The 24,359-nt window shown below is 66.0% G+C and carries 23 protein-coding genes; 14 read left to right on the top strand and 9 right to left on the bottom strand.

Translation table 11 applies throughout. The features are described 5' to 3' along the window. Nucleotides 1-23: 23 nt before the first annotated feature. A complete protein-coding gene (locus AC56KL_RS22060; protein WP_497182348.1) occupies nucleotides 24-1,472 on the bottom strand; it encodes a cryptochrome/photolyase family protein in 1,449 nt (482 codons plus the stop codon). Between the two features lie 286 nt (nucleotides 1,473-1,758). Between AC56KL_RS22060 and AC56KL_RS22055 the strand changes: the two genes are divergently transcribed. The 7 genes from AC56KL_RS22055 (at nucleotide 1,759) to ilvD (ending at nucleotide 8,351) form a co-directional block, all read left to right on the top strand. Continuing rightward, nucleotides 1,759-2,373: a YqgE/AlgH family protein gene (locus AC56KL_RS22055; RefSeq protein WP_497182320.1), complete on the top strand. Its 615-nt coding sequence runs from the start codon at nucleotides 1,759-1,761 to the stop codon at nucleotides 2,371-2,373. 83 nt (nucleotides 2,374-2,456) lie between these two features. Further along, entirely contained in the window at nucleotides 2,457-2,786 is a 330-nt protein-coding gene (gene ruvX / locus AC56KL_RS22050) for a Holliday junction resolvase RuvX (RefSeq protein ID WP_497182347.1), read from the top strand. A gap of 5 nt (nucleotides 2,787-2,791) precedes the next feature. Further along, nucleotides 2,792-3,328 (top strand): bifunctional pyr operon transcriptional regulator/uracil phosphoribosyltransferase PyrR, encoded by a 537-nt coding sequence (gene pyrR, locus AC56KL_RS22045; RefSeq protein ID WP_497182319.1) that lies wholly within the window; start codon nucleotides 2,792-2,794, stop codon nucleotides 3,326-3,328. A 2-nt stretch (nucleotides 3,329-3,330) separates the two neighbouring features. Beyond that, the gene (locus tag AC56KL_RS22040; RefSeq protein WP_497182318.1) at nucleotides 3,331-4,308 is read left to right on the top strand and encodes an aspartate carbamoyltransferase catalytic subunit; all 978 of its coding nucleotides are present in this window, start codon (nucleotides 3,331-3,333) and stop codon (nucleotides 4,306-4,308) included. Beyond that, a complete protein-coding gene (locus tag AC56KL_RS22035; protein WP_497182317.1) occupies nucleotides 4,305-5,600 on the top strand; it encodes a dihydroorotase in 1,296 nt (431 codons plus the stop codon). Before AC56KL_RS22040 ends, AC56KL_RS22035 begins: the two co-directional genes overlap by 4 nt. A gap of 45 nt (nucleotides 5,601-5,645) precedes the next feature. Continuing rightward, nucleotides 5,646-6,395 carry a lysophospholipid acyltransferase family protein gene (locus tag AC56KL_RS22030; protein WP_497182316.1) on the top strand — a complete coding sequence of 250 codons (750 nt, stop codon included), beginning with the start codon at nucleotides 5,646-5,648 and terminating at the stop codon, nucleotides 6,393-6,395. Nucleotides 6,396-6,488: 93 nt separating this feature from the next. Next, on the top strand, nucleotides 6,489-8,351 hold the full coding sequence (ilvD, locus tag AC56KL_RS22025) for a dihydroxy-acid dehydratase (protein WP_497182315.1): 1,863 nt from the start codon (nucleotides 6,489-6,491) through the stop codon (nucleotides 8,349-8,351). A gap of 147 nt (nucleotides 8,352-8,498) precedes the next feature. Here ilvD and AC56KL_RS22020 read toward each other — a convergent pair whose 3' ends face one another. Continuing rightward, nucleotides 8,499-9,356 (bottom strand): symmetrical bis(5'-nucleosyl)-tetraphosphatase, encoded by an 858-nt coding sequence (locus tag AC56KL_RS22020; protein ID WP_497182314.1) that lies wholly within the window; start codon nucleotides 9,354-9,356, stop codon nucleotides 8,499-8,501. Nucleotides 9,357-9,385: 29 nt separating this feature from the next. Between AC56KL_RS22020 and AC56KL_RS22015 the strand changes: the two genes are divergently transcribed. The 7 genes from AC56KL_RS22015 (at nucleotide 9,386) to AC56KL_RS21985 (ending at nucleotide 15,830) form a co-directional block, all read left to right on the top strand. Beyond that, a complete protein-coding gene (locus AC56KL_RS22015; protein ID WP_497182313.1) occupies nucleotides 9,386-9,835 on the top strand; it encodes a hypothetical protein in 450 nt (149 codons plus the stop codon). Continuing rightward, nucleotides 9,777-10,877: a glycosyltransferase family 4 protein gene (locus AC56KL_RS22010; protein WP_497182312.1), complete on the top strand. Its 1,101-nt coding sequence runs from the start codon at nucleotides 9,777-9,779 to the stop codon at nucleotides 10,875-10,877. Before AC56KL_RS22015 ends, AC56KL_RS22010 begins: the two co-directional genes overlap by 59 nt. 79 nt (nucleotides 10,878-10,956) lie before the next feature. After that, complete coding sequence (locus AC56KL_RS22005) at nucleotides 10,957-11,289, top strand: H-NS histone family protein (RefSeq protein WP_497182311.1); 333 nt, start codon at nucleotides 10,957-10,959, stop codon at nucleotides 11,287-11,289. A gap of 256 nt (nucleotides 11,290-11,545) precedes the next feature. Beyond that, complete coding sequence (locus AC56KL_RS22000) at nucleotides 11,546-12,940, top strand: phosphomannomutase/phosphoglucomutase (protein WP_497182310.1); 1,395 nt, start codon at nucleotides 11,546-11,548, stop codon at nucleotides 12,938-12,940. An 18-nt stretch (nucleotides 12,941-12,958) separates the two neighbouring features. Next, nucleotides 12,959-13,945, top strand: coding sequence for a lipopolysaccharide heptosyltransferase I (gene waaC / locus AC56KL_RS21995; RefSeq protein ID WP_497182309.1), 987 nt, complete (start codon nucleotides 12,959-12,961; stop codon nucleotides 13,943-13,945). Next, a complete protein-coding gene (gene waaA, locus AC56KL_RS21990) occupies nucleotides 13,945-15,222 on the top strand; it encodes a lipid IV(A) 3-deoxy-D-manno-octulosonic acid transferase (RefSeq protein ID WP_497182346.1) in 1,278 nt (425 codons plus the stop codon). The genes waaC and waaA overlap by 1 nt, the downstream gene beginning before the upstream one ends. Before the next feature lie 113 nt (nucleotides 15,223-15,335). Then, complete coding sequence (locus AC56KL_RS21985) at nucleotides 15,336-15,830, top strand: YcxB family protein (protein WP_497182308.1); 495 nt, start codon at nucleotides 15,336-15,338, stop codon at nucleotides 15,828-15,830. Nucleotides 15,831-15,980: 150 nt separating this feature from the next. Here AC56KL_RS21985 and AC56KL_RS21980 read toward each other — a convergent pair whose 3' ends face one another. The 7 genes from AC56KL_RS21980 to AC56KL_RS21950 all read right to left on the bottom strand — a co-directional run bounded on the left by AC56KL_RS21980 (nucleotide 15,981) and on the right by AC56KL_RS21950 (nucleotide 24,043). Further along, nucleotides 15,981-16,883 carry a M48 family metallopeptidase gene (locus AC56KL_RS21980; protein WP_497182307.1) on the bottom strand — a complete coding sequence of 301 codons (903 nt, stop codon included), beginning with the start codon at nucleotides 16,881-16,883 and terminating at the stop codon, nucleotides 15,981-15,983. Nucleotides 16,884-16,927: 44 nt separating this feature from the next. Beyond that, nucleotides 16,928-17,668 (bottom strand): lysophospholipid acyltransferase family protein, encoded by a 741-nt coding sequence (locus AC56KL_RS21975; protein WP_497182306.1) that lies wholly within the window; start codon nucleotides 17,666-17,668, stop codon nucleotides 16,928-16,930. A gap of 48 nt (nucleotides 17,669-17,716) precedes the next feature. Further along, nucleotides 17,717-18,271 (bottom strand): D-glycero-beta-D-manno-heptose 1,7-bisphosphate 7-phosphatase, encoded by a 555-nt coding sequence (gene gmhB, locus AC56KL_RS21970; protein ID WP_497182305.1) that lies wholly within the window; start codon nucleotides 18,269-18,271, stop codon nucleotides 17,717-17,719. Nucleotides 18,272-18,288: 17 nt separating this feature from the next. Beyond that, a complete protein-coding gene (gene glyS / locus AC56KL_RS21965; protein ID WP_497182304.1) occupies nucleotides 18,289-20,385 on the bottom strand; it encodes a glycine--tRNA ligase subunit beta in 2,097 nt (698 codons plus the stop codon). A 22-nt stretch (nucleotides 20,386-20,407) separates the two neighbouring features. Continuing rightward, on the bottom strand, nucleotides 20,408-21,352 hold the full coding sequence (glyQ, locus tag AC56KL_RS21960) for a glycine--tRNA ligase subunit alpha (RefSeq protein ID WP_497182303.1): 945 nt from the start codon (nucleotides 21,350-21,352) through the stop codon (nucleotides 20,408-20,410). Nucleotides 21,353-21,560: 208 nt separating this feature from the next. Beyond that, nucleotides 21,561-23,165, bottom strand: coding sequence for an apolipoprotein N-acyltransferase (gene lnt, locus AC56KL_RS21955; protein ID WP_497182302.1), 1,605 nt, complete (start codon nucleotides 23,163-23,165; stop codon nucleotides 21,561-21,563). Then, nucleotides 23,165-24,043 (bottom strand): CorC family transporter, encoded by an 879-nt coding sequence (locus AC56KL_RS21950; RefSeq protein ID WP_497182301.1) that lies wholly within the window; start codon nucleotides 24,041-24,043, stop codon nucleotides 23,165-23,167. The genes lnt and AC56KL_RS21950 overlap by 1 nt, the downstream gene beginning before the upstream one ends. Nucleotides 24,044-24,359 lie beyond the last annotated feature (316 nt).

Raw genomic sequence — 24,359 nt, 5'->3', positions numbered from 1 at the left:
TTTCGTCCGGTTTTGCGCGCCAATCAACCAGGCTTCTTCACCACCCCAAACCGCTCCAGCGTCCGCTTGCGCGCCACATCGTGATCCACGATCGGCAGCGGATAATCCCGGCCCAGCACCACGCCTTTCCCCGCCAGCACCTCCGTATCCACCAGCCACGGCGCATGAATCTCCTTCGCGCCCAGGCGTTCGAGCGCCGGCACCCATTCCCGAATGAACTCACCTTGCGTATCGAAGCGCTGCGACTGCGTCACCGGATTGAAGATCCTGAACCACGGCTGCGCGTCGCAGCCCGTCGATGCCGCCCACTGCCAGCCGCCGTTGTTCGAGGCCAGGTCGTAGTCGTTCAATTTCAGCGCGAAGTAGCGCTCGCCGCGCCGCCAGTCGATGCCCAGGTCCTTGGTGAGAAAGCTTGCCGTCACCATGCGCAAGCGATTGTGCATGAAGCCGGTGCCGTTCAGCTGGGCCATCGCCGCGTCCACCAGCGGATAGCCGGTGCGTCCCGCGCACCAGGCCGCGAACAGCGCCTCCGCCTCCGGACCCGTCTCCCATGCCAGGGCATCGAAGGCCGGCTTGAAGGAGCGCTGCACGATGTGCGGGTTGCGCGCCAGGATCATCGAATAGAAATCGCGCCAGATCAGTTCCGACAGCCAGACCGAGGCGCCGGAACCGCCGGCGCCGTTTTCCATCATCTGCCGCGCCGTGCGCACCAGGTGGCGGATCGAGGTGGTGCCGAAGCGCAGGTGGACCGACAGGCGCGAGGTGCCGTCTTCCGACGGGAAATCGCGTGCGCGGCCGTAATCGGCCAGGTGGGCGATGAAGCGCTCGAACTGCGCTTCGGCGCCTTCCATGCCGGCCGGCAATGGCGGCTCGCCCGGCGCGAAACCGATGTCTTCCAGCGAGGGCAGGACAGGCGACCCGGGGGGCGGGGCGAAAGCATGGGCATGCGCATCGACGGGACAGGCGGCCAGCGTTTCCGGCATCGCGGCCAGGCGTTTGAGCCAGGCATTCTTGTAGGGCGTAAAGACCGAGAACGGACCCCTGGACAGGGTCAGCACCTCGTCCGCCTCGAATACGACCTGATCCTTAAGGCGTAGAAATTTCCTACCATCAGATTCAAGGCGGGCTTTCATCCGTGCGTCGCGTTCCACCGCGTCGGGTTCATAATCGGCACATACCAACACCGCGTCGACACCCAGTTCGGTGGCGAGCGCCGGGATCACTTCAAGCGGGCGGCCCTGCCGCACAATCAGATATCCGCCGAGCCGGCGAAGCTCGGCATCGAGGCTGGCCAGGCTGGCGTGGATGAACCGCACACGGCGGTCGTCGCGTGGCAGCGGGTCGAGAATGTCGCTGTCATACACGAAAACGCAATACACACGATGAGACGAGGTCAAGGCCCGGTGCAGGGCGGCATGGTCGAATGCCCGCAAGTCGCGTCGGAACCAGACCAGGGAGTTGCTCATATTCATCATCGTGTGCGGCGTCAAGGTGGCGGGCGATTTTACTGGGTAGGATTCGTCCTAACGGATCCTGTTCGCAATTTGGTGGGACGAAGCCGGGTCGGGGCAGGGCGCGCATGATGCCCGAACCGGGCTGTTTGGGGCGCTTTCGTGGGTCCCGGAGCGATTCGGTGTAAACTATCGAGAAGCGTAATATTGTTTTGTGGACACTTTGCGGTCATCAACCTGAGTGAGCCCATGTGAGAGCAAGCGTATGAAAAAAAGCAAAGTTGGCAGCACTCTACCGATGCCCGGCATGCCACCGGAGCAAAGTGAAACGCTCGGTAACATCGCCCCTGCTTCCTCTGGGCTGAATCTCGCCAACCATTTCCTGATCGCGATGCCTTCGATCCAGGACCCGATCTTCGGCGGCACCGTCGTCTATGTCTGCGAGCACAACGAGAAAGGCGTGCTCGGCGTGGTCATCAACAAGCCGACCGACATGACCATGGAAGTGCTGTTCGACCGCGTCGACCTGAAGCTGGCGCCGGGGCTGCGCTCCTCGGTGGTGGACCAGCCGATCATGTTCGGCGGCCCGGTCCAGGACGACCGCGGCTTCGTGCTGCACTCGCCGGGCGGACGCTACTCGTCCTCGCTCACCGTCACCGACGACGTCGCCTTCACCACCTCGATCGACGTGCTCGAGGCCGTCGCCAGCGGCGCCGGTCCGGCCCGCATGCTGGTGTCGATCGGCTATGCCGGCTGGAGCCCGGGACAGCTCGAGGAAGAATTGTCGCGCAACGGCTGGCTCACCGTGGCCGCCGACCCGCGCGTGCTGTTCGACCTCCCGATCGAGGAACGCTATACCGCCGCCATCAAACTGCTGGGAATCGACCCCTTGATGCTGACAACTGAAGCTGGCCATGCGTAAAGAAAGGGCTCGCTTGGTCGAGATGCCTCGTGGTTGATATCGTTCTTGGCTTCGACTTCGGGGTGAAGCGCATTGGCATTGCCATGGGCAACACCCTGACTGGGCAAGCCCAGCCGTTGACGGTCGTCAAGGCCGTCGACAACGCCACCCGTTTCCAGGTCATCGGCGAGCTCATCAACGAATGGAAGCCGGCCCGCCTCGTCGTGGGCGAGCCGCGCCATCCCGACGGCGCCGAGCACGACATGACCTTGCGCAGCCGGCGCTTCGCCAACCAGCTCCACGGCCGCTTCAGCCTGCCCGTCGAACTCGTCGACGAGCGCTACTCTTCCGCCGTCATCCCGCAAAAGCGCGGCGAGATCATCGACGCCAAGGCGGCCGCCATCATCCTGCAACAATACTTCGACGCTCATTGACCCTCATGCCAAATTCTGAACAAGCCTACGACGCGGAAGCGCTGTACCGCGAGCTGCTGGGCCAGGTCCGCGCGGGCCTGGACGGCGTGCACGACGCCGCCATCGTGGGCATCCACTCGGGCGGCGCCTGGCTGGCCGAACGCCTCGCGCGCGACCTCGACCTCACCGCCCGTTTCGGCACCATCGACGTCTCGTTCTATCGCGACGACTATGCCAGGAAGGGCCTGCACCCGGACGTGAAGCCGACCCACATCCGCTTCCCGGTCGACGGCGCCACCGTGGTGCTGGTGGACGACGTGCTGCAGACCGGCCGCACCGTGCGCGCCGCGATCAATGTGCTGTTCGACTACGGCCGCCCGGCCTGCATCCGCCTGGCGGCCCTGGCCGACCGCGGCGGGCGCGAGCTGCCGGTGGCGCCCGACTACGTCGGGACCCGCGCCGCGCTGGCGCCCAGGCAGTCGCTGTGCCTGCAGCGCGACGACGCCGGCCAGCTGGTGCTGACCATTGAAGAAGATTCCGCCGACTCCGCCGCTTCCCACTGACCATGCCGAAACTGTTTACCAACCCGCAACTGAACAAGAACGGGGAGCTGCAGCACCTGCTCACCATCGAAGGCCTGCCCAAGTCGGTGATCACCCACATCCTCGACACTGCGTCGAGCTTCGTGGGCATCTCCGACCGCGAAGTCAAGAAGGTGCCGCTCATGCGCGGCAAGAGCGTGTTCAACCTGTTTTTTGAAAACAGCACCCGCACCCGCACCACCTTCGAGATCGCGGCCAAGCGCCTGTCGGCCGACGTCATCAACCTGAACATCCAGGCTTCCTCGGCCAGCAAGGGCGAGTCGCTGCTCGACACCATCGACAACCTGTCGGCCATGCATGCCGACATGTTCGTGGTGCGCCACGCGCAGTCGGGCGCGCCCTACCTGATCGCCAAGCACCTGATCGAGACCGGGCAGTCGCACGTGCACGTCGTGAACGCCGGCGACGGCCGCCACGCGCACCCGACCCAGGGCCTGCTCGACATGTACACGATCCGTCACTACAAGGAAGACTTCACCAGGCTGCGGGTGGCGATCGTCGGCGACATCCTGCACAGCCGCGTGGCGCGCTCGGACATCCACGCGCTGACCACCCTCGGCGTGCCGGAAGTGCGCGCCATCGGCCCGCACACGCTGCTGCCGGGCGGCCTCGCCGAAATGGGCGTGCGCACCTTCACCAACATGGACGAGGGCCTGAAGGACGTCGACGTCATCATCATGCTGCGCCTGCAGAACGAGCGCATGAGCGGTGCGCTGCTGCCCTCTGCGCAGGAATACTTCAAGAGCTACGGCCTGACCCCGGAACGCCTGGCGCTGGCCAGGCCGGACGCGATCGTGATGCACCCGGGACCGATGAACCGCGGCGTCGAGATCGACTCGGCGGTGGCCGACGGCAGCCAGGCGGTGATCCTGCCGCAGGTGACCTTTGGCATCGCGGTACGCATGGCAGTGATGAGCATTTTGGCGGGAGGCAGGGCGTGAACTTCGCACAGAAGAAATACCATATCAAGAACGGGCGAGTGATCGACCCGGCGAACGGCATTGACGCCACCCGCGACCTGTTCATCGCCGACGGCGTCATCGCCGCCATCGGCACGGCCCCGGAGGGCTTCACGGCCGACCAGGTCATCGATGCCACCGGCCTGGTGGTCGCCCCCGGCCTGGTGGACCTGTCCGCGCGCCTGCGCGAGCCGGGCTACGAATACAAGGCGACGCTGGAATCCGAGATGCAGGCGGCGATGCAGGGCGGCGTGACCACCCTGGTGTGCCCGCCGGACACCGACCCGGTGCTGGACGAGCCGGGCCTGGTGGAGATGCTCAAGCACCGCGCGCGCATCCTGGACCAGGCCAACGTGCACCCGCTGGGCGCGCTGACGATGGGGCTGAAGGGCCAGGCATTGACCGAGATGGCCGAGCTGACCGAAGCCGGCTGCATCGGCTTCTCGCAGGCCGAGGAAGCGGTGCTGGACACCACCGTGCTGCTGCGCGCCCTGCAGTACGCGAAGACCTTCGGCTACACCGTGTGGCTGCGCCCGCAGGATGCCCACATCGGCCGCGGCGGTGTGGCCCACAGCGGGCCGCTGGCCTCGCGCCTGGGCCTGTCCGGCGTGCCGGTCATGTCCGAGACCATCGCCCTGCACACCATCTTCGAGCTGGTGCGCGCCACCGGCGCGCGCGTGCACCTGTGCCGCATGTCGTCAAGCGCCGGACTGGCCCTGGTCGCCGCCGCCAAGAAGGAAGGCCTGCCGGTCAGCTGCGACGTCGGCGCCCACCACCTGCACATGACCGACGCCGACATCGGCTTCTTCGACTCCAACGCGCGCTTCAACCCGCCGCTGCGCAGCCAGCGCGACCGCGACGCGATCCGCAATGCCCTGCTGGACGGCACCGTGGATGCGGTCTGCTCCGACCACACCCCGGTGGACGAGGACGAGAAGCTGCTGCCCTTCGCCGAAGCCACTCCCGGTGCAACCGGCCTGGAACTGCTGCTGGCGCTCGCGCTGAAGTGGGCGGAAGAGCAGGATGGTGCCGACGCCTTGTCGCGGGCCGTGGCCAAGGTCACCTGCGAACCGGCGCGCATCGCCGGCGTGCCGGCCGGCACGCTGTCGGTGGGCGCGCCGGCCGACGTGGTGCTGTTCGACCCCGAGACGCGCTGGAAGGTCGAGCGCAAGGCCCTGGCCAGCCAGGGCAAGCACACGCCCTTCCTCGGCTACGAGCTGGCCGGTCAGGTGCGCACGACGCTCGTGCGCGGCCGCGTGGCCTACCAGCGCTAGGGCGGCGCGGGCGGTTTGCGCCGTCCGCAGCGTTTTCCGGTACTCGTGAAGATACGGCTTGCCCTGCGCCTGGCGCGCGTGATGGTCCACCTGGCGGCAGGGCTGGCGACCTGCGCGCTGGTGTTTCCATTTGCCTCCCCGGGCATCCGCGAGCGCCTCACGCGGCGCTGGTCGCGCAGGCTGCTCGGCCTGTGCCGGGTCAGCGTCGAGCAGGCGCCCGGCGCCCCGGTCCTCGCGCATGCGCTGATCGTCGCCAATCACGTGTCCTGGCTGGACATCTTCGTGATCAATGCGCTGCACCCCTGCCGCTTCGTGGCCAAGGCCGAGATCCGCTCCTGGCCGGTGCTGGGCTGGCTGGCCGCCGCGGCCGGCACCGTCTTCATCGCGCGCGGCAACCGGCGCGAGCTGCGCCACATCTTCAAGGGCCTGGTGACGGTGCTGGAAGGGGGGCAGCGGGTCGCCTTGTTCCCGGAAGGGACCACCTCCCTGCAGGGTGAGGTATTGCCCTTCCACGCCAACCTGTTCGAGGCCGCCATCGATGCCGGAGTCGCGGTGCAGCCCTACGCGCTGTCCTACGTCGACGGCGCCGACGCCTTCCACCGCTCGGTCGAGTACGTCGGCGACACCAGCTTCGTCGACAGCCTGTTCACCATCCTGCAGGGCGAACCCGTGCGCGCGCGCCTGCATCCGCTGGCGCCGATCGCGACGGCGGGGGCACACCGGCGCGAGCTGGCAGGGGCGGCGCAGGAAGCAGTAGCCCAGGCGCTGGGCAGCCGCGCGGCCTGTGATACGTAAAACATATCACAGAGCCATAAATCATATATTGGACAACTCACAGCGGAGGCGGCACGCTGGTGCTTTGCACCATCGCTTCCCGAGGAGACCACCATGCCGACTTACCGTTCCCGCACCACCACCCAGGGCCGCAACATGGCCGGCGCGCGCGCCCTGTGGCGCGCCACCGGCATGAAGGATGGCGACTTCGAGAAGCCGATCATCGCGGTGGTCAATTCCTTCACCCAGTTCGTGCCCGGCCACGTACACCTGAAGGACCTGGGCCAGCTGGTGGCGCGCGAGATCGAGGCGTCCGGCGGCGTGGCCAAGGAATTCAACACCATCGCCGTGGACGACGGCATCGCCATGGGCCATGGCGGCATGCTGTACTCGCTGCCCTCGCGCGACCTGATCGCCGACTCGGTCGAGTACATGGTCAACGCCCACTGCGCCGACGCGATGGTGTGCATCTCGAACTGCGACAAGATCACGCCTGGCATGCTGATGGCCGCGATGCGCCTGAACATCCCGACCGTGTTCGTCTCCGGCGGGCCGATGGAGGCGGGCAAGGTTATCAAGGTGGTGAACAACGACCGCAAGGTCATCAAACTGGACCTGGTCGACGCCATGATCAAGGCCGGCGACAGCACGGTGTCGGACGCCGACGTGGCCGAGATCGAGCGTTCGGCCTGTCCGACCTGCGGCTCGTGCTCGGGCATGTTCACGGCGAACTCGATGAACTGCCTCACCGAGGCGCTGGGCCTGTCGCTGCCGGGCAACGGCACCATCGTCGCCACCCATGCCGATCGCAAGGAGCTGTTCCTGCGCGCCGGCCGCCTGATCGTGGAAGTCGCCAAGCGCCACTACGAACAGGACGACTACTCGGTGCTGCCGCGCTCGATCGCCAGCAAGGCGGCCTGGGAAAACGCGATGGCGCTCGACGTCTCCATGGGCGGCTCCACCAACACCGTGCTGCACCTGCTGGCGGCGGCGCACGAGGCGGGGGTGGACTTCACCATGGCCGACATCGACCGCATCTCGCGCAAGGTGCCTTGCCTGTGCAAGGTGGCGCCAATGACCGACAAGTATCACATCGAGGACGTGCACCGCGCCGGTGGCATCATCTCCATCCTGGGCGAGCTGGCGCGCGCCGGGCTGCTGGATACCTCGCTGCCGACCGTGCACAGCGCCACCATGGGAGAGGCCATCGAGAAGTACGATATCCGGCGCAGCGATGACCCGGCCGTGCACCGCCTGTTCCGCGCGGCGCCGGGCGGCGTGCCGACCCAGGTGGCCTTCTCGCAGGCCGAGCGCTTCGAGGACAACGACCTGGATCGCAGCATGGGCTGCATCCGCGACCGCGAGCATGCCTATTCGGAGGACGGCGGCCTGGCGGTCCTGTATGGGAACATCGCCGAGAAGGGCTGCATCGTGAAGACGGCGGGCGTGGACGAGAGCATCCTGCGCTTCAGCGGCAAGGCGCGCGTGTTCGAAAGCCAGGACGCGGCGGTGGAAGGCATCCTTGGCGACACGGTACACGCCGGCGACGTGGTCATCATCCGCTACGAAGGCCCGAAGGGCGGGCCCGGCATGCAGGAAATGCTGTACCCGACCTCGTACATCAAGTCCAAGGGACTCGGCAAGGCCTGCGCGCTGTTCACGGACGGGCGCTTCTCGGGCGGCTCCTCGGGCCTGGTGATCGGTCATGCGTCGCCTGAAGCGGCGGAAGGCGGCGCGATCGGACTGGTGGAGGAGGGCGACCTGATCGATATCGACATCCCGGCGCGCACCATCAACCTGCGCGTGAGCTTCGAAGAACTGGCGCACCGGCGCGCGAGGATGGAAGAGCGCGGCCTCGACGCGTGGAAGCCGGTCGCGCGCGAACGCTACGTGTCGCAGGCGCTGCAGGCGTATGCGGCGCTCACGACTTCGGCGGATCGCGGCGCGGTGCGGGATCTCTCCCAACTGAAGCGCTGACGTGTAGGGTGGTCGGCTTCGCCGACCGCGCGTCCAACTGACGGCTGCACTGCCGAAATGCCCTGCACTGTCTGGACGCGCGGTCGGCAGAGCCGACCACCCTACGAAACCGGCATATGCCGGCGTGATCAGGTCCACCGGACCAGATTATTTCTTCCCGCCGTGCTCCCGATACTCGGGACAATCCACCTGCAGCAGCGAGCGGTCGTCCAGGCACACCGCCGTCAGCTTGCCGCCCCACACGCAGCCGCTGTCGAGCCCCACGAGGTTGGGCCGCAGCACCAGGCCCAGCGCCGACCAGTGTCCGAACACCACGGTCACGTCGCGGGTGCGCCGCTGCGGCAGCTCGAACCACGGCAGCAGCCCTGAGCCTTCCGGCCCGCTCTCGCTTTCCTTGTGCATGAAATCCATGCTCCCGTCAGGCGCGCACAGGCGCATGCGGGTGAGCGCGTTGACGATGCAGCGCAGCCGCGCCATGCCGGTGAGGCTGTCGTCCCAGGCATTCGGTTCGTTGCCATACATGTTGCGCAGGAAGTCGATCCAGCCGTCGCCGCGCAGGGTCTGTTCCACCTCCTGCGCCAGCGCCATCGCCTGCGCCGCATCCCATTCGGGCGCCACGCCGGCATGCACCAGCAGGTGGGCGTCGACGAACATCGCCAGCGGGCGCCGGCGCAGCCACTGGATCAATTCCTCGCAATCGGGCGCGGCGAGGATCTCGTCCAGGGTGTCGGAGCGGCTGGCGCGCTGCGCGCCGACGGCCACCGCGACCAGGTGCAGGTCGTGGTTGCCGAGCAGGGCTTCGACGCGGCCCGGGTTCGCCTCGAACAGCGCCTTCATGCGGCGCAGGGCGGTCAGCGAATCGGGGCCGCGGTTGATCAGGTCGCCGACGAACAGGATACGCGGCTGCGCCTGGCCATGGCTGTGCGCATCCTCGGCGATGCGGTCGATCAGGAGTTGGGCTTCATGGGCACAGCCCTGCAGGTCGCCGATGGCGTAGGTTCTCATGTTGTTCTTATCGAAGTGGGTGAAGCGGAGTGCCGCAGGCTTTTGCGGATACTAAAGGATTTCGCACGGCGGCGCATCGCCGCATCCCGATAAAGGCGGTAAACAAAACGCGAAGCGGCAGCCATGGCGATGCTTGGCCGGAAGAGCAAGCATCGGACAAGCATACGGTGCAAGGCCGCCGTGCGGAATTGGGCGCGCTCGAATGCAGCATGAAGCAGGCGCGGAACGAGGTCGATTGGCTCAATCGAACCTGCACGAATTTGATTCAGTTGGAGGCCGCCCCAGAGAATCGCATTCGCGCCCGGAACGCCTCGTCTATTCCGGTACAATGTGCCACCATTCCAACGAAAAGAGTGCCGTGGTTTCTCTGCGGAGTCGGCTGCGTAAAAATCGATTCATGTGTGCACCGAAAGAATAATAATGTTCTCCTTTTTCGTCAGTTTCGTATCCTGTGCGTTGCTGACGCTGCTGGTGATTAAGTATGCGAAGCGCAATGGCACGGCGCTCGACACCGATTATGGCGGCGTGCAGAAGTTCCACGCGCACCAGGTCGCGCGCATCGGCGGTGTGCCGATCTTTCTCGCAGTCTTATTCAGTGCCGCTATTTCGGTAATGCGCCAACCCGTCCTCGGAACCTGGCTCGCGCCGATGCTCGGATGCGCATGCATTGCCATGGCCGGCGGTATCGTCGAAGACTATACCGGCCGCGTGTCGCCGGCGCGCCGGCTGCTGCTGACGATGCTCGCCGCGCTGTTCGCGTATTACCTGCTGGGCGCCAGGATGGTGCGCGTCGACCTGCCCTGGGGCGTGCTGGCGCTGGAGCGCGACTGGATCGTGCTGCCGCTGACCGTGCTCGCGGTGGCGGGCATCGCCAATGCCGTGAACATCATCGACGGCTTCAACGGCCTGGCCAGCGTGGTCAGCATTTGCATGCTGCTGTCGCTGGCCTACGTGGCGCTGCAGGTGGGGGACATGTTCGTGCTGGTGACCGCGCTGATCGTGGCCGGCGCGGCCGCCGGTTTCCTCATCTGGAATTATCCGGTCGGCCTGATCTTCCTCGGCGATGGCGGCGCCTATTTCATCGGCTTCATGCTGGGCGAACTCGCGCTGCTGCTGGTGATGCGCAATCCCGGCGTATCCACCTGGTATGCCGCGCTGCTCCTGATTTATCCCGCATTCGAAACGATATTCTCCGCCTACCGCCGCATGTTCGTGCGCGGTAAATCGCCGGCAGTGCCGGATGGAATTCACCTGCACAGCCTGATATTCCGGCGCATCGTCCAATGGACGGTCGGGCCGCGCGAAGCGCGCGCGCTGATGAAACGGAACGCGCGTACTTCACCCTATTTATGGCTGTTTTCCCTGATGGCCGTCATTCCCGCCACGGTGTTCTGGAAAAACACGCCGGTGCTGATGTTCTTCAGTTTGTTGTTTATAATCAGTTACCTCTGGTTATATGCGCGTATTGTTCGATTTAAGTCGCCACGCTGGCTTTTCCTGCACAAGAAAAACCGGAATTAAGATATTAATGTTAGTATATTGCGAAAATTGGTGAGAATCTCGCCGTGCTGTATCAACCTTAACCAACGAGGGAACGAAGATGGATCTGTCTAATATGTCCGTAGGCGATTTGCGCAACCTGCAGGAACAAATCAAGCAGGAGATGAAAGCGCGCGAAGCACAGGAAGTGCAAAAAGCGCGCGAACAGATTCTGGCAATCGCACAAAGCGTCGGCGTGCCTCTCAAGGACCTGCTGGCAACGGGCGGCCGCGGCGCCGCATCCAAAGGCAATTCGACCAAGGGCAATACCGTGGCCGTGCGTTATCGCCATCCAGACAATGCTTCGCAGCAGTGGACCGGTCGCGGCCGCCAGCCGAAATGGGTCAAGGAATGGGTCGAGGGCGGCAAGTCGCTCGACAAGCTGCGCGTCTGAGCGCCTGCGCCGGCCGGCCGTGCCGGCCGCGTATGTCGGCCATGCCTCCGGCCATGTATCCGGCCACGCCTCCCGGTGGTGCCGCGGCGGCAGCGCCACCCTCGCGCAAGCGGTCCGTTCGATTCCCCAAGGACGCCGCTTGCCGCTACAATAAGCCCGTTTGTCATTCCTCTAACTTTTAATTCGGCGCCGACCCGGTGCTCGCCGCGTTCCCGGCACGCTTCTGCATGCCCGCGCCCAGCTTTCCAAGGAAATCATGCTCCCTCTCTCGAAAACGATCTTCAAGGCTTATGACATCCGTGGCGTCATCAACAAGACGCTGGACGAAGGCATCGCACGCCATATCGGCCGCGCATTCGGCGCGGCCGCCCTGGCGAAGGGAGAGCGCAAGGTCGTCATCGGCCGCGACGGCCGCCTGTCGGGCCCGGGCCTGGCCGCGGCGCTGGGCGAAGGCCTGCGCGACGCGGGCGTGGACGTGATCGACCTGGGCATGGTCGCCACCCCGATGGTGTATTTCGCCACCAACGTGCTCGACACCCGCTCGGGCATCATGGTCACCGGCAGCCACAATCCGCCGGACTACAACGGCTTCAAGATGGTGATGGCGGGCGAGGCGATCTACGGCGACGCCATCCTGGCCCTGCACGACAGCATCGCAAGGTATGGCAACAGCGACGAGGGCAAGGTGGCCGCGCAGCGCGGCGGCTACGCCACCCATGACATCCGCGCCGCCTACCTCGAGCGCATCATTGCCGACGTCAAGGTCGCGCGCCCGATCAAGATCGCGGTCGATTGCGGCAACGGCGTGGCCGGCGCCTTCGCGGGCGACCTGTACCGCGGCATGGGCTGCGAGGTGGTGGAACTGTTCTGCGACGTGGACGGCAACTTCCCGAACCATCATCCGGACCCGGCGCATCCGGAAAACCTGCAGGACCTGATCCGCGCGCTGCAGGACACCGACGCGGAAATCGGCCTGGCCTTCGACGGCGACGGCGACCGCCTCGGCATCGTCACCAAGGACGGCCAGATCATCTTCCCGGACCGCCAGATGATGCTGTTCGCCAGCGACGTCCTGTCGCGCAATCCGGGCGCCGAGATCCTGTACGACGTCAAGTGCACCCGCCACCTCGCTCCCTGGATCGAGAAGGCCGGCGGCCGCCCGCTGATGTGGAAGACCGGCCACTCGCTGGTCAAGGCCAAGCTGAAGGAAACCGGCTCCCCGCTGGGCGGCGAGATGAGCGGCCACATCTTCTTCAAGGACCGCTGGTACGGCTTCGACGACGGCCTGTACGCCGGCGCGCGCATGCTCGAGATCCTGACCAAGCAGGCCGATCCGTCGGCGCTGCTCAACAGCCTGCCAATCGCCTCGAGCACCCCGGAACTGCACCTGCACCTGAAGGAAGGCGAGAACGTCGCCCTGATCGACAGCCTGCGCGCCAACGCCAGCTTCCCGAGCTCGACCAGCATCAACGGCATCGACGGCCTGCGCGTGGAATACCCGGACGGCTTCGGCCTGGCCCGTTCCTCGAACACCACCCCGGTGGTGGTGCTGCGCTTCGAAGGCGAGAACCCGGACGCCCTGGCCCGCATCCAGGCCGAGTTCAAGGCGGTGATCCTGGCGGCCAAGCCGGACGCCGACCTGCCGTTCTGACCTCTTAAGGAAGCGCGTTTGAAGATCCTGCTGGTGCGCGTGTCGTCGCTGGGCGACGTGCTGCACAACCTGCCGATGGTGGCCGACATCCTGCGCCACCATCCCAACGCCACCATCGACTGGGTGGTGGAGGAAGGCTATGCCAGCCTGGTACGCCTGAACCCGCACGTCCGTAACATCATCCCCTGGGCGCTGCGCCGCTGGCGCAAGGGCCTCGGCAAGGCGCAGACGCGGGCCGAGATCAAGGCCTTCTTCCGCACCCTGCGCGAGGAAGAATACGACTATGTGTTCGACACCCAGGGCCTGCTCAAGACCGGCGTCATCATGGGCGCGGCGCGGGTGCGCAAGGGCGGCAGGAAGGTCGGCCTGGCCAACGGCAGCGAAGGCTCGGGCTACGAAGGCATCTCGCGCATCTTCCACACCGACAGCATTGCCCTGAACCCGCGCACCCACGCGGTGGCGCGCGGCCGCATGGTGGCCGGGGCGGCGCTCGGCTATGCGGTCGATCATCCGCCCGATTTCGGGCTGCCGCAGCCCGACCGGCAAGCGGCATCGCGTCCCGGCTTCCTGCCGCCCGAAGACTACGCCGTGTTCTTCCACGGGACCGCGCGCGACGCCAAGAAGTGGTCGCGCGAGAACTGGATCGCACTGGGCCGCGCGCTGGCGCCGCTGCCGGTGCTTCTGCCCTGGGGTTCGCCGCAGGAACAGCAGGAAGCCGAGGCGCTGGCCGCCGGCCTGCCGAATGCGCGCGTGCTGCCCAAGCTGTCGATGATGGACGCGGTGGCCCTGGCCCAGCACGCACGGCTGGCGGTCGGCGTGGACACGGGCCTGACCCACATCGCCGCCGCCTTCGTGCGTCCCACGGTCGAGATCTACTGCGATTCGCCCAAGTGGAAGACCGAGGGCAACTGGTCCGCCAACATCGTCAATCTCGGCGACATGAAAGCGCCGCCTTCCGCGCCCGAGGTGATCGCCGCTGCGCGCCGGCTGCTGGAGGCGGTGTGATACGTGTGCTGTACTCGCTGGCCTGGTGGCTGGCGCTGCCGCTCGTGCTCGGGCGCCTGTGGTGGCGCGGGCGCCAGGAGCCCGGCTACCGCGCGCATTGGGCCGAGCGCCTGGGCTTTCCCGACGCCCCCGCCTCCAAGCAGGCGACCCTGTGGGTGCACGCCGTCTCGGTCGGCGAGACCCGCGCTTGCGAGCCGCTCGTCGAGGCGCTGCTGGGCGCGTATCCCGATGCGCGCATCCTGCTCACCCACATGACGCCGACCGGCCGCGCCACGGGAAAGTCGCTGTTCGGCCACCACGGCGAGCGCGTGGTCCAGTCCTACCTGCCTTACGACACCGGCTTCATGGTCGGGCGTTACCTGGACCGCTTCCAGCCGCGCGTGTGCATTCTGATGGAAACCGAAGTGTGGCCGAACCTGATCGCCGGCTGCGCAAGCAGCGGCGTGCCGGTGGCGCTGGTGAACGCGCGCCTGTCGGAGCGCTCGCTGCGGCGCGGGCGCAAGATGGGCGCCCTGATGCTTGACGCGGCGCGCGCCATCACGCTGGTGGCGGCGCAGACCGAGGCGGACGCCGCCCGCATCCGTTCGCTCGGCGCGCCGCGGGTCGAGCTCACCGGCAGCATCAAGTTCGACGTGGTGCCGCCGCAGGCTGGGCTCGACAAGGGCGCCTGGCTGCGTGCGCAGTTCGGCGAACGCCCGGTGTTCCTGTGCGCGAGCACGCGCGATGGCGAGGAAGCGATGATCCTGGACGCCTGGCTGCGCGCGCCCGGCAAGCCGCCAGGTGCGCTGCTGGCGATCGTGCCGCGTCATCCGCAGCGCTTCGACGAGGTCGAGAAGCTGGTGACGGCGCGCGGCCTGTCGGTGCAGCGGCGCTCGCGCCTGGAGGCGGGCATGGGTACGCCGGTGGAACGCCCTGAGGTGCTGCTGGGCGATTCGATGGGCGAGATGTTCGCCTACTACGCCGCCTGCGACTGCGCCTTCATCGGCGGCAGCCTGATGCCGCTGGGCGGCCAGAACCTGATCGAGGCCTGCGCCCTCGGCAAGCCGGTGCTGGTCGGCGAGCACACCTTCAATTTCGCCCAAGCGACCGAGGAAGCCGTGCTTGACGGCGCGGCCCTGCGCGTGGCCGACGCCGACGCGCTGGTCGCGGCCGCATCGCGCCTGCTGGAAGACGCCGCGGCGCGCGCCGCCATGGGGGCGCACGCGATCGCATTCGCTGGCCGCCACCGTGGCGCCACCCTGCGCACTGTTGAACTCCTGCGACGACTTATCCGGTAGGTTTTGCTACCATTCCGGTTCGAGCTCGGATAATAACCAGGGGATGCGCAATGTTGTCGTTTGATCACCCGAGGCCGCGTAATGATGGGATGAGCAAGGGGCAGCCTGCCGCCATGCTGATGCAGCAGCAGGCCGACGACAATCTGCTGCACATGCCCATGAGCGACGGTCCGGCCGACCTGCCGTCGACGGTTGCGCCACCCATTCCCTCGTCCGAGCTGCATTTCTTCGTGCGCTACACGCTGGGCGAATACACCAGCTTCATGTGGCAGCACGGCGGCTTCCTGATTCGCCGCCGGCGCATCCGCTGGCCGGCCAGCCTCTACCTGCGTCTGAAGAGCACGCTGGGCGCCGCGCTCCATTTCATCCTGCTCGGCCGCGGCCGGCGCACCTATGAGTTCACCATCGACCAGCACGGCATCGTGCGCACCAGCGGGGGCGTGACCCTGATCGGGTGGGAAGACGTGATCGGCGTGCGGACCTATACGTGCGGGTTCATGATGGTACTCAAGCGCGGGACCTTGCCGATTCCGTACCGGGCTTTGTCCGATGCGCAGACCGCGGCGATGAAAGAGTTGGCCACGGCACGCCGCGATGCGCTGTTGTAACTGTGGTCTGTTCCAGTAGGGTGGTCGGCTTCGCCGACCGCGCGTTCAACTGGCCGAAGAGTAATCGCGTCGCGTCATTTCAACCGTGATTCGAACGCGCGGTCGGCAGAGCCGACCACCCTACGATGATGGCAGTTCGACGATTTCCGCTCAATCCGCGAACAACACCGGCATCTCCAGCGAGCGCTTCTTGAGCGCCAGCCGCGCCCCGTCGTAATCCGGATACACCTCGCCCACCGTCGCCCAGAAACGCGGGCTGTGATTCATCTCGCGCAGGTGCGCCAGTTCGTGCACTACGACGTAGTCCACCAGCGCAGCGGGATAGTGGATCAGGCGCCAGTTCAGCCGGATGTTTCCTTCGATCGTGCACGAGCCCCAGCGCGTACCGGCGGACGACAGCGCGAAGGCCTGGTAGCAGACGTTCAGCTGCGGCGCGAAGAAGTCAAGGCGCTCCTTGAACAGCCGCTTGGCCTCGCCCTGGAACCACAGCCTGACGCGCTCCTTGAGCTGCCATTCCGACAGGCCCGGGACCACGCCGATCCACAGTTCGCGCGCGGCGGCGTCGAACTGGCAGTGGCTGCGCGCGGCTTCCTCGAGCCGCAGCGTGATCTCGCCGCCCAGGTAGGGCAGGCGCGCGCCGTCCTTCCATTCGACGGGCTGGCGTTCGAGGCGCTGGACGCGGCGCTCGCCGCGCTCGAGCAGCTTGGTGAGGATCCAGCGCTGCTTGGCGCGGATCGCGTTGTCGATGTCGAGCTGGGTGCAGCGCCGCGGCGCGGTCACGCGCAGGCCGTCGTCGTCGATCATGAAGCCGATCGAGCGGCGCGCCGAGCGGCGCAGGGCGTAATCGACCGTATGGGCGCCGAGCACGATGCGCTTGAGCGGCGGCTCGCCCGTCGCGACGGGCGGGCTCGGGATGAGGTGGCGCGGCGCCGGGGGCGGCGCCTTGAACAGGGGTTGCGAGGGTGCGGCCGGTTTATCCGAGGGCTTGAGCGCCGCGAAGAAATCCTGTGCAAACAGTTCCAGCTGGTGCCCGTCGATCCTGGAAGAAGTCATGTCGTGCTGCGGTTTCGAATTCCTGATCTGGGCGCTGACGTCGCTCAGCCACCTCTGTAGACGTGGGGCGAAATAACGCGCATTTCGGATTCTATCCAATTTTCGACCTCTTGCATCATGCTGTCGGGTGTGTGGTTTTCTGGCGAAATCGGCTTGCCGATCGAGACCGTCACCAGGCCGGGGCGCTTGATGAAGGAATTCTTCGGCCAGCACTCACCTGAATTATGCGCGATCGGCACGACCACCGTTTGGGTTTCGACAGCCAGGCGCGTGCCGCCGCTCTTGTACTTGCCCTTTTCGCCCACCGGGATGCGGGTCCCTTCGGGGAACATGATAATCCACTGGCCGTCGGCGAGGCGGCGCCTGCCGTGCCGGACCACGTGGGCGAAGGCGTTCTTGCCCTGCTTGCGGTCGATCGGGATCATGCGCAGCAGCGCCATGCCCCAGCCGAAGAAGGGGATGTAGAGGATTTCCTTCTTGAAGACGTAGACCAGCGGCCGGGTGAGGTTCGGCAGCAGGAAGATGGTCTCCCATGCCGACTGGTGCTTGGACAGGACGATCGCCGGCGCGTCGGGCAGGTTCTCGTAACCCTTGAATTCGTAGCGGATGCCGCAGATGACTTTTGCGCACCAGATGATGAAGACGTTCCAGCGCGAGGTCACCCAGAAGCGCTTGTTGTAGGGCAGGGGCGCGGCCAGGAAGCATACGCAGGCCCACACCACGGTGGCCACGATCATCACGATCTTGAAGAGCAGGGAACGCAGGAACAGGCTGAGGGTATGCAAAGGAGCTCCGGACAATGGACTGGTTCTGGATGGTGTAGCGGTACTTGTTTACTCGGGCCGCTGTGCCGCGGTCTTGAGGAAGGCGTTCACCATCGACGCGAGGTCGGGGAACACCTGGGTGCCGGGCGGCAGGCCGCCGGTCTGCTGGGTCTTCTCGCCCTTGCCGGTCAGGACCAGGTAGGGCACGCAGCCCATGATGAAGCCGGCCTGCAGGTCGCGCAGCGAGTCGCCGACGGTGGGCACGCCCTTCAGGCTCAGCTTGAAGCGCTTGCTGATCTCTTCGAACATGCCGGCCTTGGGCTTGCGGCAGTCGCAGTTGTCGGCCGCCGCATGCGGGCAGAAGAAGATGGCGTCGATGTCGGCGCCGACCAGCTGGGCGCTGGCGTGCAGTTTCTGGTGGATCGCGTTCAGGGTCGTGATGTCGAACAGTTCGCGCGCGATGCCCGACTGGTTCGATGCGATCACGACCCGGTAGCCCGCCTGGTTCAGGCGGGCGATCGCTTCCAGCGAGCCGGGAATGGGAATCCACTCCGCCGGCGACTTGATGAAGTCCGGCGAATCATGGTTGATGACCCCATCCCGGTCGAGGATGATGAGTTTCATGCTCTTGCCTTGTAAGCTTACGCTGCGAGCTTCGAGATGTCGGCCACGCGGTTCATCATCCCGTGCAGCTGCGACAGCAGCGCCAGGCGGTTGTTGCGCAGATTGACGTCTTCCGCCATCACCATCACGTCAGTGAAGAAGGCGTCGACTTCATCCTTCATCAGCGCCAGGGTTTTCAGGGCGCCGGTGAAGTCGCTCTTCTGGAAGGCGCTGGTGACCTCGCCTTCCAGCGAGGCCATTTTCGCAGCCAGCGCGCTTTCCGCCGGCTCGACCAGCAGCGCCTGCTTCACGGAGGCGTCCTGCGGCATCGCCTCCTCGTTCTTCTTCAGGATGTTGGTGATGCGCTTGTTGGCGGCCGCCAGCGATGCGGATTCCGGCAGGGCGGCAAAGGCCTGCACCGCTTCCAGGCGCTGGACGACATCGTCGACGCGGTCCGGGTTCTGGGCCAGCACGGCCTCGACTTCGTTCGGCGAGAAGCCGCGCTCGCGCAGCATGCCGCGCAGGCGGTCGAGCATGAATTCCTTCACGTCCGCCGACGGATCCTTGAATGCAGCCTGGCCCTGGAACACGCCGGCTGCATCGCCCAGCAATTCCGACAGCGACAACGGCAGGCGCTTCTCGACCAGCATGCGCATCACGCCCAGGGCATGGCGGCGCAGCGCGAACGGGTCCTTCTCGCCGGTCGGCTGCAGGCCGATGGCCCAGATGCCGACCAGGGTTTCCAGCTTGTCGGCCAGCGCGACCGCCAGGCCCGTATTGGTCGCCGGCAGGGCGTCGCCGGCAAAGCGCGGCTGGTAGTGCTCGGAGGCGGCCTTCGCCACTTCCTCGTGCTCGCCGTCGTGGCGCGCGTAATAGGTGCCCATGATGCCCTGCAGCTCGGGGAACTCGCCCACCATGTCGGTCAGCAGGTCGGCCTTGGCCAGGCGTGCGCCGCGTTCGGCCAGCGCCGTGTCGAAGCCGAGGCGATTGGCGATGCTGGTGGCCAGCTTCGTCACACGCCCGGTACGCTCCGCCTGGGTGCCCAGTTTGTTGTGGTAGACCACATTGGCCAGCTGCGGCAGGCGCGATTCCAGCGTCTTCTTCTTGTCCTGCTCGAAGAAGAACTTGGCGTCCGACAGGCGCGGGCGCACCACGCGCTCGTTGCCGCCGACGATGGCGGATGGGTCGCTTGTCTCCAGGTTCGAGACGATCAGGAAGCGCGAGCGCAGCTTGCCGCTGCTGTCCGTCAGCGCGAAGTATTTTTGATTGGTCTGCATCGTCAGGATCAGGCATTCCTGCGGCACGGCCAGGAATTCATCTTCGAAGCGGCATTCGTAGACCACCGGCCATTCGACCAGCGCGGCCACTTCGTCGAGCAGCGACTCCGGCATCAGGACCTGGTCGCTGCCCGCTTTCTCGAGCAGCTGCTTGCGGATGCTTTCCTTGCGCGCTTCCGCGCTCGACAAGACCTTGCCTTCGCCTTCCAGCACGCTTGCATACTGGTCGGCGTGCGGAATGGCGATTCGATCGCCGTGCGACAAAAAGCGGTGGCCCATGGTGTGGCGGCCGGCCTCGAGGCCCAGCAGCGAGAGCGGCAGCACCGCTTCTCCGTGCAGGGCCAGCAGCAGGTGCACCGGGCGCACGAACTGCACGGTGGCGCCGTCGGGGCGCTGGTAGCTCATCACCTTCGGGATCGGCAGCTTGGCTACCGTGTCCTGCAGGACGTCCTGCAGCGCGGTGGCGAGCGGGCTGCCGCTGGCGGTATAGGTGTAGAAGAAGGATTCGGCCTTGCCGTCCTGGGCGCGTTCGAGGTCTGCTACCTGCAGGTCGGGGAAGCCCAGTGCGGCCAGCTTCTTGGCCAGCGGCGCGCTCGGATTGCCGTCCTTGTCCAGGGCGACCGAGACCGGCAGCACCTTTTCACGGATGGACTTGTCGGGCGACGTGCCACGGACGTTGGTGATCGTGACGGCGAGGCGGCGCGGGGTGGCGTGCGAGGTGACGACGCTGTCGCCTTCAAGGAAGTCGCGCGCCTTCAGGCCATTGGCGATGCCGTTGGCGAACGCGGCGCCGAGTTTCACGAGCGCTTTCGGCGGCAGTTCTTCGGTCTGGATTTCGACGAGGAGAGTCTGGTTCATCATCTGTTCTATTCTGTTCTGATCAGGCTGCGTTCTTGACGTCAGGCCGGTCCTGGGCGGACCCGAGCATTGGGAAACCGAGCTTCTCGCGCGAATCGTAATAGGCCTGCGCCACGAGGCGCGACAGCGTGCGCACGCGGCCGATGTAGGCGGCGCGTTCGGTCACGGAGATGGCGCCGCGCGCGTCCAGCATGTTGAAGCTGTGCGAGGCCTTCATGATCTGCTCGTAGGCCGGCAGCGTCAGCTGCAGTTCGACCAGGCGCTTGGCCTCCGCTTCGTGATTCGAGAACGCCTGGAACAGCAGCTCGGTATTCGCATGCTCGAAGTTGTAGGTCGACTGCTCGACTTCGTTCTGGTGGAAGACGTCGCCGTACTTCAGCGTCTTTTTAACCGGAGCGCCGGCCGCGCCGTTCTCTTCCCACTCGGTCCACACCAGGTCATACACGTTCTCGACGCCCTGCAGGTACATGGCCAGGCGTTCGACGCCATACGTGATCTCGCCCAGCACCGGCTTGCAATCGAGGCCGCCGACCTGCTGGAAGTAGGTGAACTGGGTGACTTCCATGCCGTTCAGCCAGACTTCCCAGCCCAGGCCCCAGGCGCCCAGGGTCGGGCTTTCCCAGTCGTCTTCCACGAAACGCACGTCGTTCTTCTTCAGGTCCAGGCCCAGCGCCTCTAGCGAGCCGAGGTAGAGGTCGAGGATGTTTTCCGGCGCCGGCTTGAGCACCACCTGGTACTGGTAGTAGTGCTGCAGGCGGTTCGGGTTCTCGCCGTAGCGGCCGTCCTTCGGACGGCGCGAAGGCTGCACATAGGCGGCGCGCCACGGCTCCGGGCCGATCGCGCGCAGGAAGGTGCCGGTGTGGAAGGTGCCTGCGCCGACTTCCATGTCGTAGGGCTGCAGCAGTGCGCAGCCCTGCTTGTCCCAGTAGGTCTGGAGGGTGAGGATGATTTGTTGGAATGTGAGCATCTTGTCGGGGCGGCGCGGTAGGGACCCGGCACGCGGTAAATTTGCCAAATGACTAATTCTACTGAATTTTCACGGCCCTCTGGGGGCGATTCGACTCAGCAGTAAGGAATTGGCGGATTATTTTGCATAGCGACTGCCTGCATTTGTAGGGTGGTCGGCTTGTCCGACCGCGCGTTCGACTGTCGCTTGCGTCGCCACTGCGCGTCCGTTAGTTGGACGCGCGGTCGGCGGAGCGTGGTCCAGTCCACTGGACTGGACCACGCCTACGGCGGCCGGCGAACCATGCGCCGACCAGCATGAGCGCGCCAAGCGCCAGGAAAGCCAGGTTGCCGGCCCTGACGTACGGGGTCAGGCCTTCGGTGCCGCGCACCGTGGCCGTCAGCACGCCGCGCTGGTAATAGGGCAGCAGCTGCAGCACCTTGCCGCGGCCGTCGATGACGGCCGTGGCGCCGTTGTTGGTCGCGCGCAGCATCGGGCGCCCGGTCTCGACGGCGCGCATCTGCGAGATCTGCAGGTGCTGCGGGATCGCCACCGATTCGCCGTACCAGGCCAGGTTCGAGACGTTCAGCAGCAGGGTCGCCGGCCTGGCCGCATTGCGCAGCTGGGCCGCGATTTCTTCGCCGAACGCGTCTTCGTAGCAGATATTCGGCAGCACCAGCTGGTCCTTGACCGGGAAAGGCGCCTGCAGCGGCTCGCCGCGGGTCTGGTCGCCCAGCGGGATGCGCATCAGGTCGGTGAACCAGCGGAAGCCCGGCGGGATGAACTCGCCGAAGGGCACCAGGTGGAACTTGTTGTAGAGGTAGGATTGCGTGCCGGCGGAGCCGCGCGGATCGATGGCGATCACGCTGTTGGCATAGCGTCCCGAGCGGCCCACGGTCGGGATGCCGATCATGAGGTGGCTGCCGGTCTGCGCGGCGAAGCTCTGCAGGCCGCCCAGGTAGTCGGGCGGCAGCTGCTGCGGCGTGACCGGGATGGCCGTCTCCGGCGTGGCGATCAGGTCGGCCGGCGCCGCCGTGATCAGGCCCTGGTAGCGTCCGATGATCTCGACCAGGTAGGCCATGTCGAACTTCTGGTCCTGGTTCACGTCGCCCTGCAGCAGCCGCACGCTCAATGGCTGCCCCACTTCCTGGGTCCAGGCCACGTGTTGCAGGCCGAAACCGGCCGCCATCACGGCCGCAAACAGGCCGATGGCCGGCCAGCGCGCGCGCTGGGTCAGCATGACCAGGCAGCCTGCGCACAGGGCGGCCAGCACGCCGAGCCCGTACACGCCGATGATCGGCGCATAGCCCGCCAGCGGCGACACGTTGTGCGCATAGCCCGAGGCCGCCCAGGGGAAGCCGGTGAAGATCCAGCCGCGCATCCATTCCGATACGCCCCACGCTGCGGGCAGCACCAGCAGCACGAAGGCGCTTACCGGCAGCGACCACTTGCGGCGCAGCCAGCTGGCGGCGCCGCCCGCAAAGGCGCCGAACAGGCCCATGTACAGGCCGAGCAGGGCGATCGCGACGGCGCCCAGGACGGCGGGCAGGCCGCCGAAGCGGGTGACGGCGATGTACAGCCAGTGCATCCCTGCGACCGACCAGCCGAAGCCGAAGGCCCAGCCGAGCCAGATGCCGCGCCGCGGCGAGGTCCCCATGCCGACCTGGTAGAAGAAATAGGCGAGGGCGAGGAACTGCACCGGCCACCAGCCGAACGGCTGGAAGGACAGCAGGGAAGTGGCGCCCGCGAGCGCCATCAGCACCAGTGCCTTCGGTGAAGGCCGGGCGCCGGGGCTTGACGGATGGGAGGCGGACTGGGTACGGCGGCGCAGCATCAGTCGCGGTCGTCCTCGTCCAGCGGCAGCTTCTCGACCAGCAGCACGTGGATCTGGCGGGCGTCGGCACGCAGCACTTCGAAGCGCAGGTTCCCGACGTCGACCACCTCGCCCTTGTGCGGCATGCGTCCGAGGTGGCTGGCGACCAGGCCGCCGATGGTGTCGACGTCGTCCTCGGGCAGGTCGGCGCCGACCTCTTCGTTGAACTGCTCGATCTCGGTCAGGGCCTTGACGCGCCAGCGCGGGCCGAGCTGGCCTTCCTTGATCGACAGGACGTTGTCTTCGTCCTCGTCGACGTCGTATTCGTCGTCGATGTCGCCGACGATCTGCTCGAGCACGTCTTCGATGGTGATCAGGCCGGCGACGCCGCTGTATTCGTCGACGACGATGGCCATGTGGTTGTGGTTGGCGCGGAAGTCGCGCAGCAGCACGTTCAGGCGCTTCGATTCGGGGATGAAGATCGCCGGGCGCAGCATCTTGCGCACGTCGAAGGATTCCTCGGCATAGTAGCGCAGCAGGTCCTTGGCCAGCAGGATGCCGACCACCTTGTCGCGCTCGCCCTCGATGGCGGGGAAGCGCGAGTGCTGGGTTTCGAGCACGATCGGCAGCCATTGCTCGATCGGATCGGTAATGTCGATCACGTCCATTTGCGAACGCGGCACCATGATGTCGCGCACGGACAGGTCGGACACCTGGAACACGCCCTCGATCATCGAGAGTGCGTCGGCATCGATCAGCTTGCGCTCGTGGGCTTCGTGCAGGACTTCGAGGAGTTCTGCGCGGTTTTCAGGCTCGGGGGAAATCAGTGCGGTCAGCCGTTCGAACAGCGACCGGTGGGGTTTGGCGTCCGATCGGACGTCACTGGGATACTCGGGCATAGTTGGCGTGAAGCCGTTGTTGCGATGGATATAGGATACACCAAAAGGGCAGAAGACCCACAATGCATGCCGTTAGGGCATGTTGATGTAGAGAAAGTGTAGGGTGGGCGGGTCTTCCGCCCACGCGGTGATAGTTAGCTGCAAGAAAGCCAGGCACGAGAGCGGAGCCGCCACGTATCACCGCGTGGGCAGGGAACCTGCCCACCCTGTTAGAGCAAAGTTGTAATGTCCGGATCTAGCAAAGTTGAAATGTCCGCTTTTGCTAGATAGCTCATGCTGTCGACTCCGAATCGTTTGGAGTCCAGTGTGAGCAAGT

This window comes from Telluria sp. ZB4P34, from assembly GCF_059686055.1.
The sequence above is the reverse complement of the archived record's forward strand: the minus strand, read 5'-3'. Positions and strand labels throughout refer to the sequence as shown.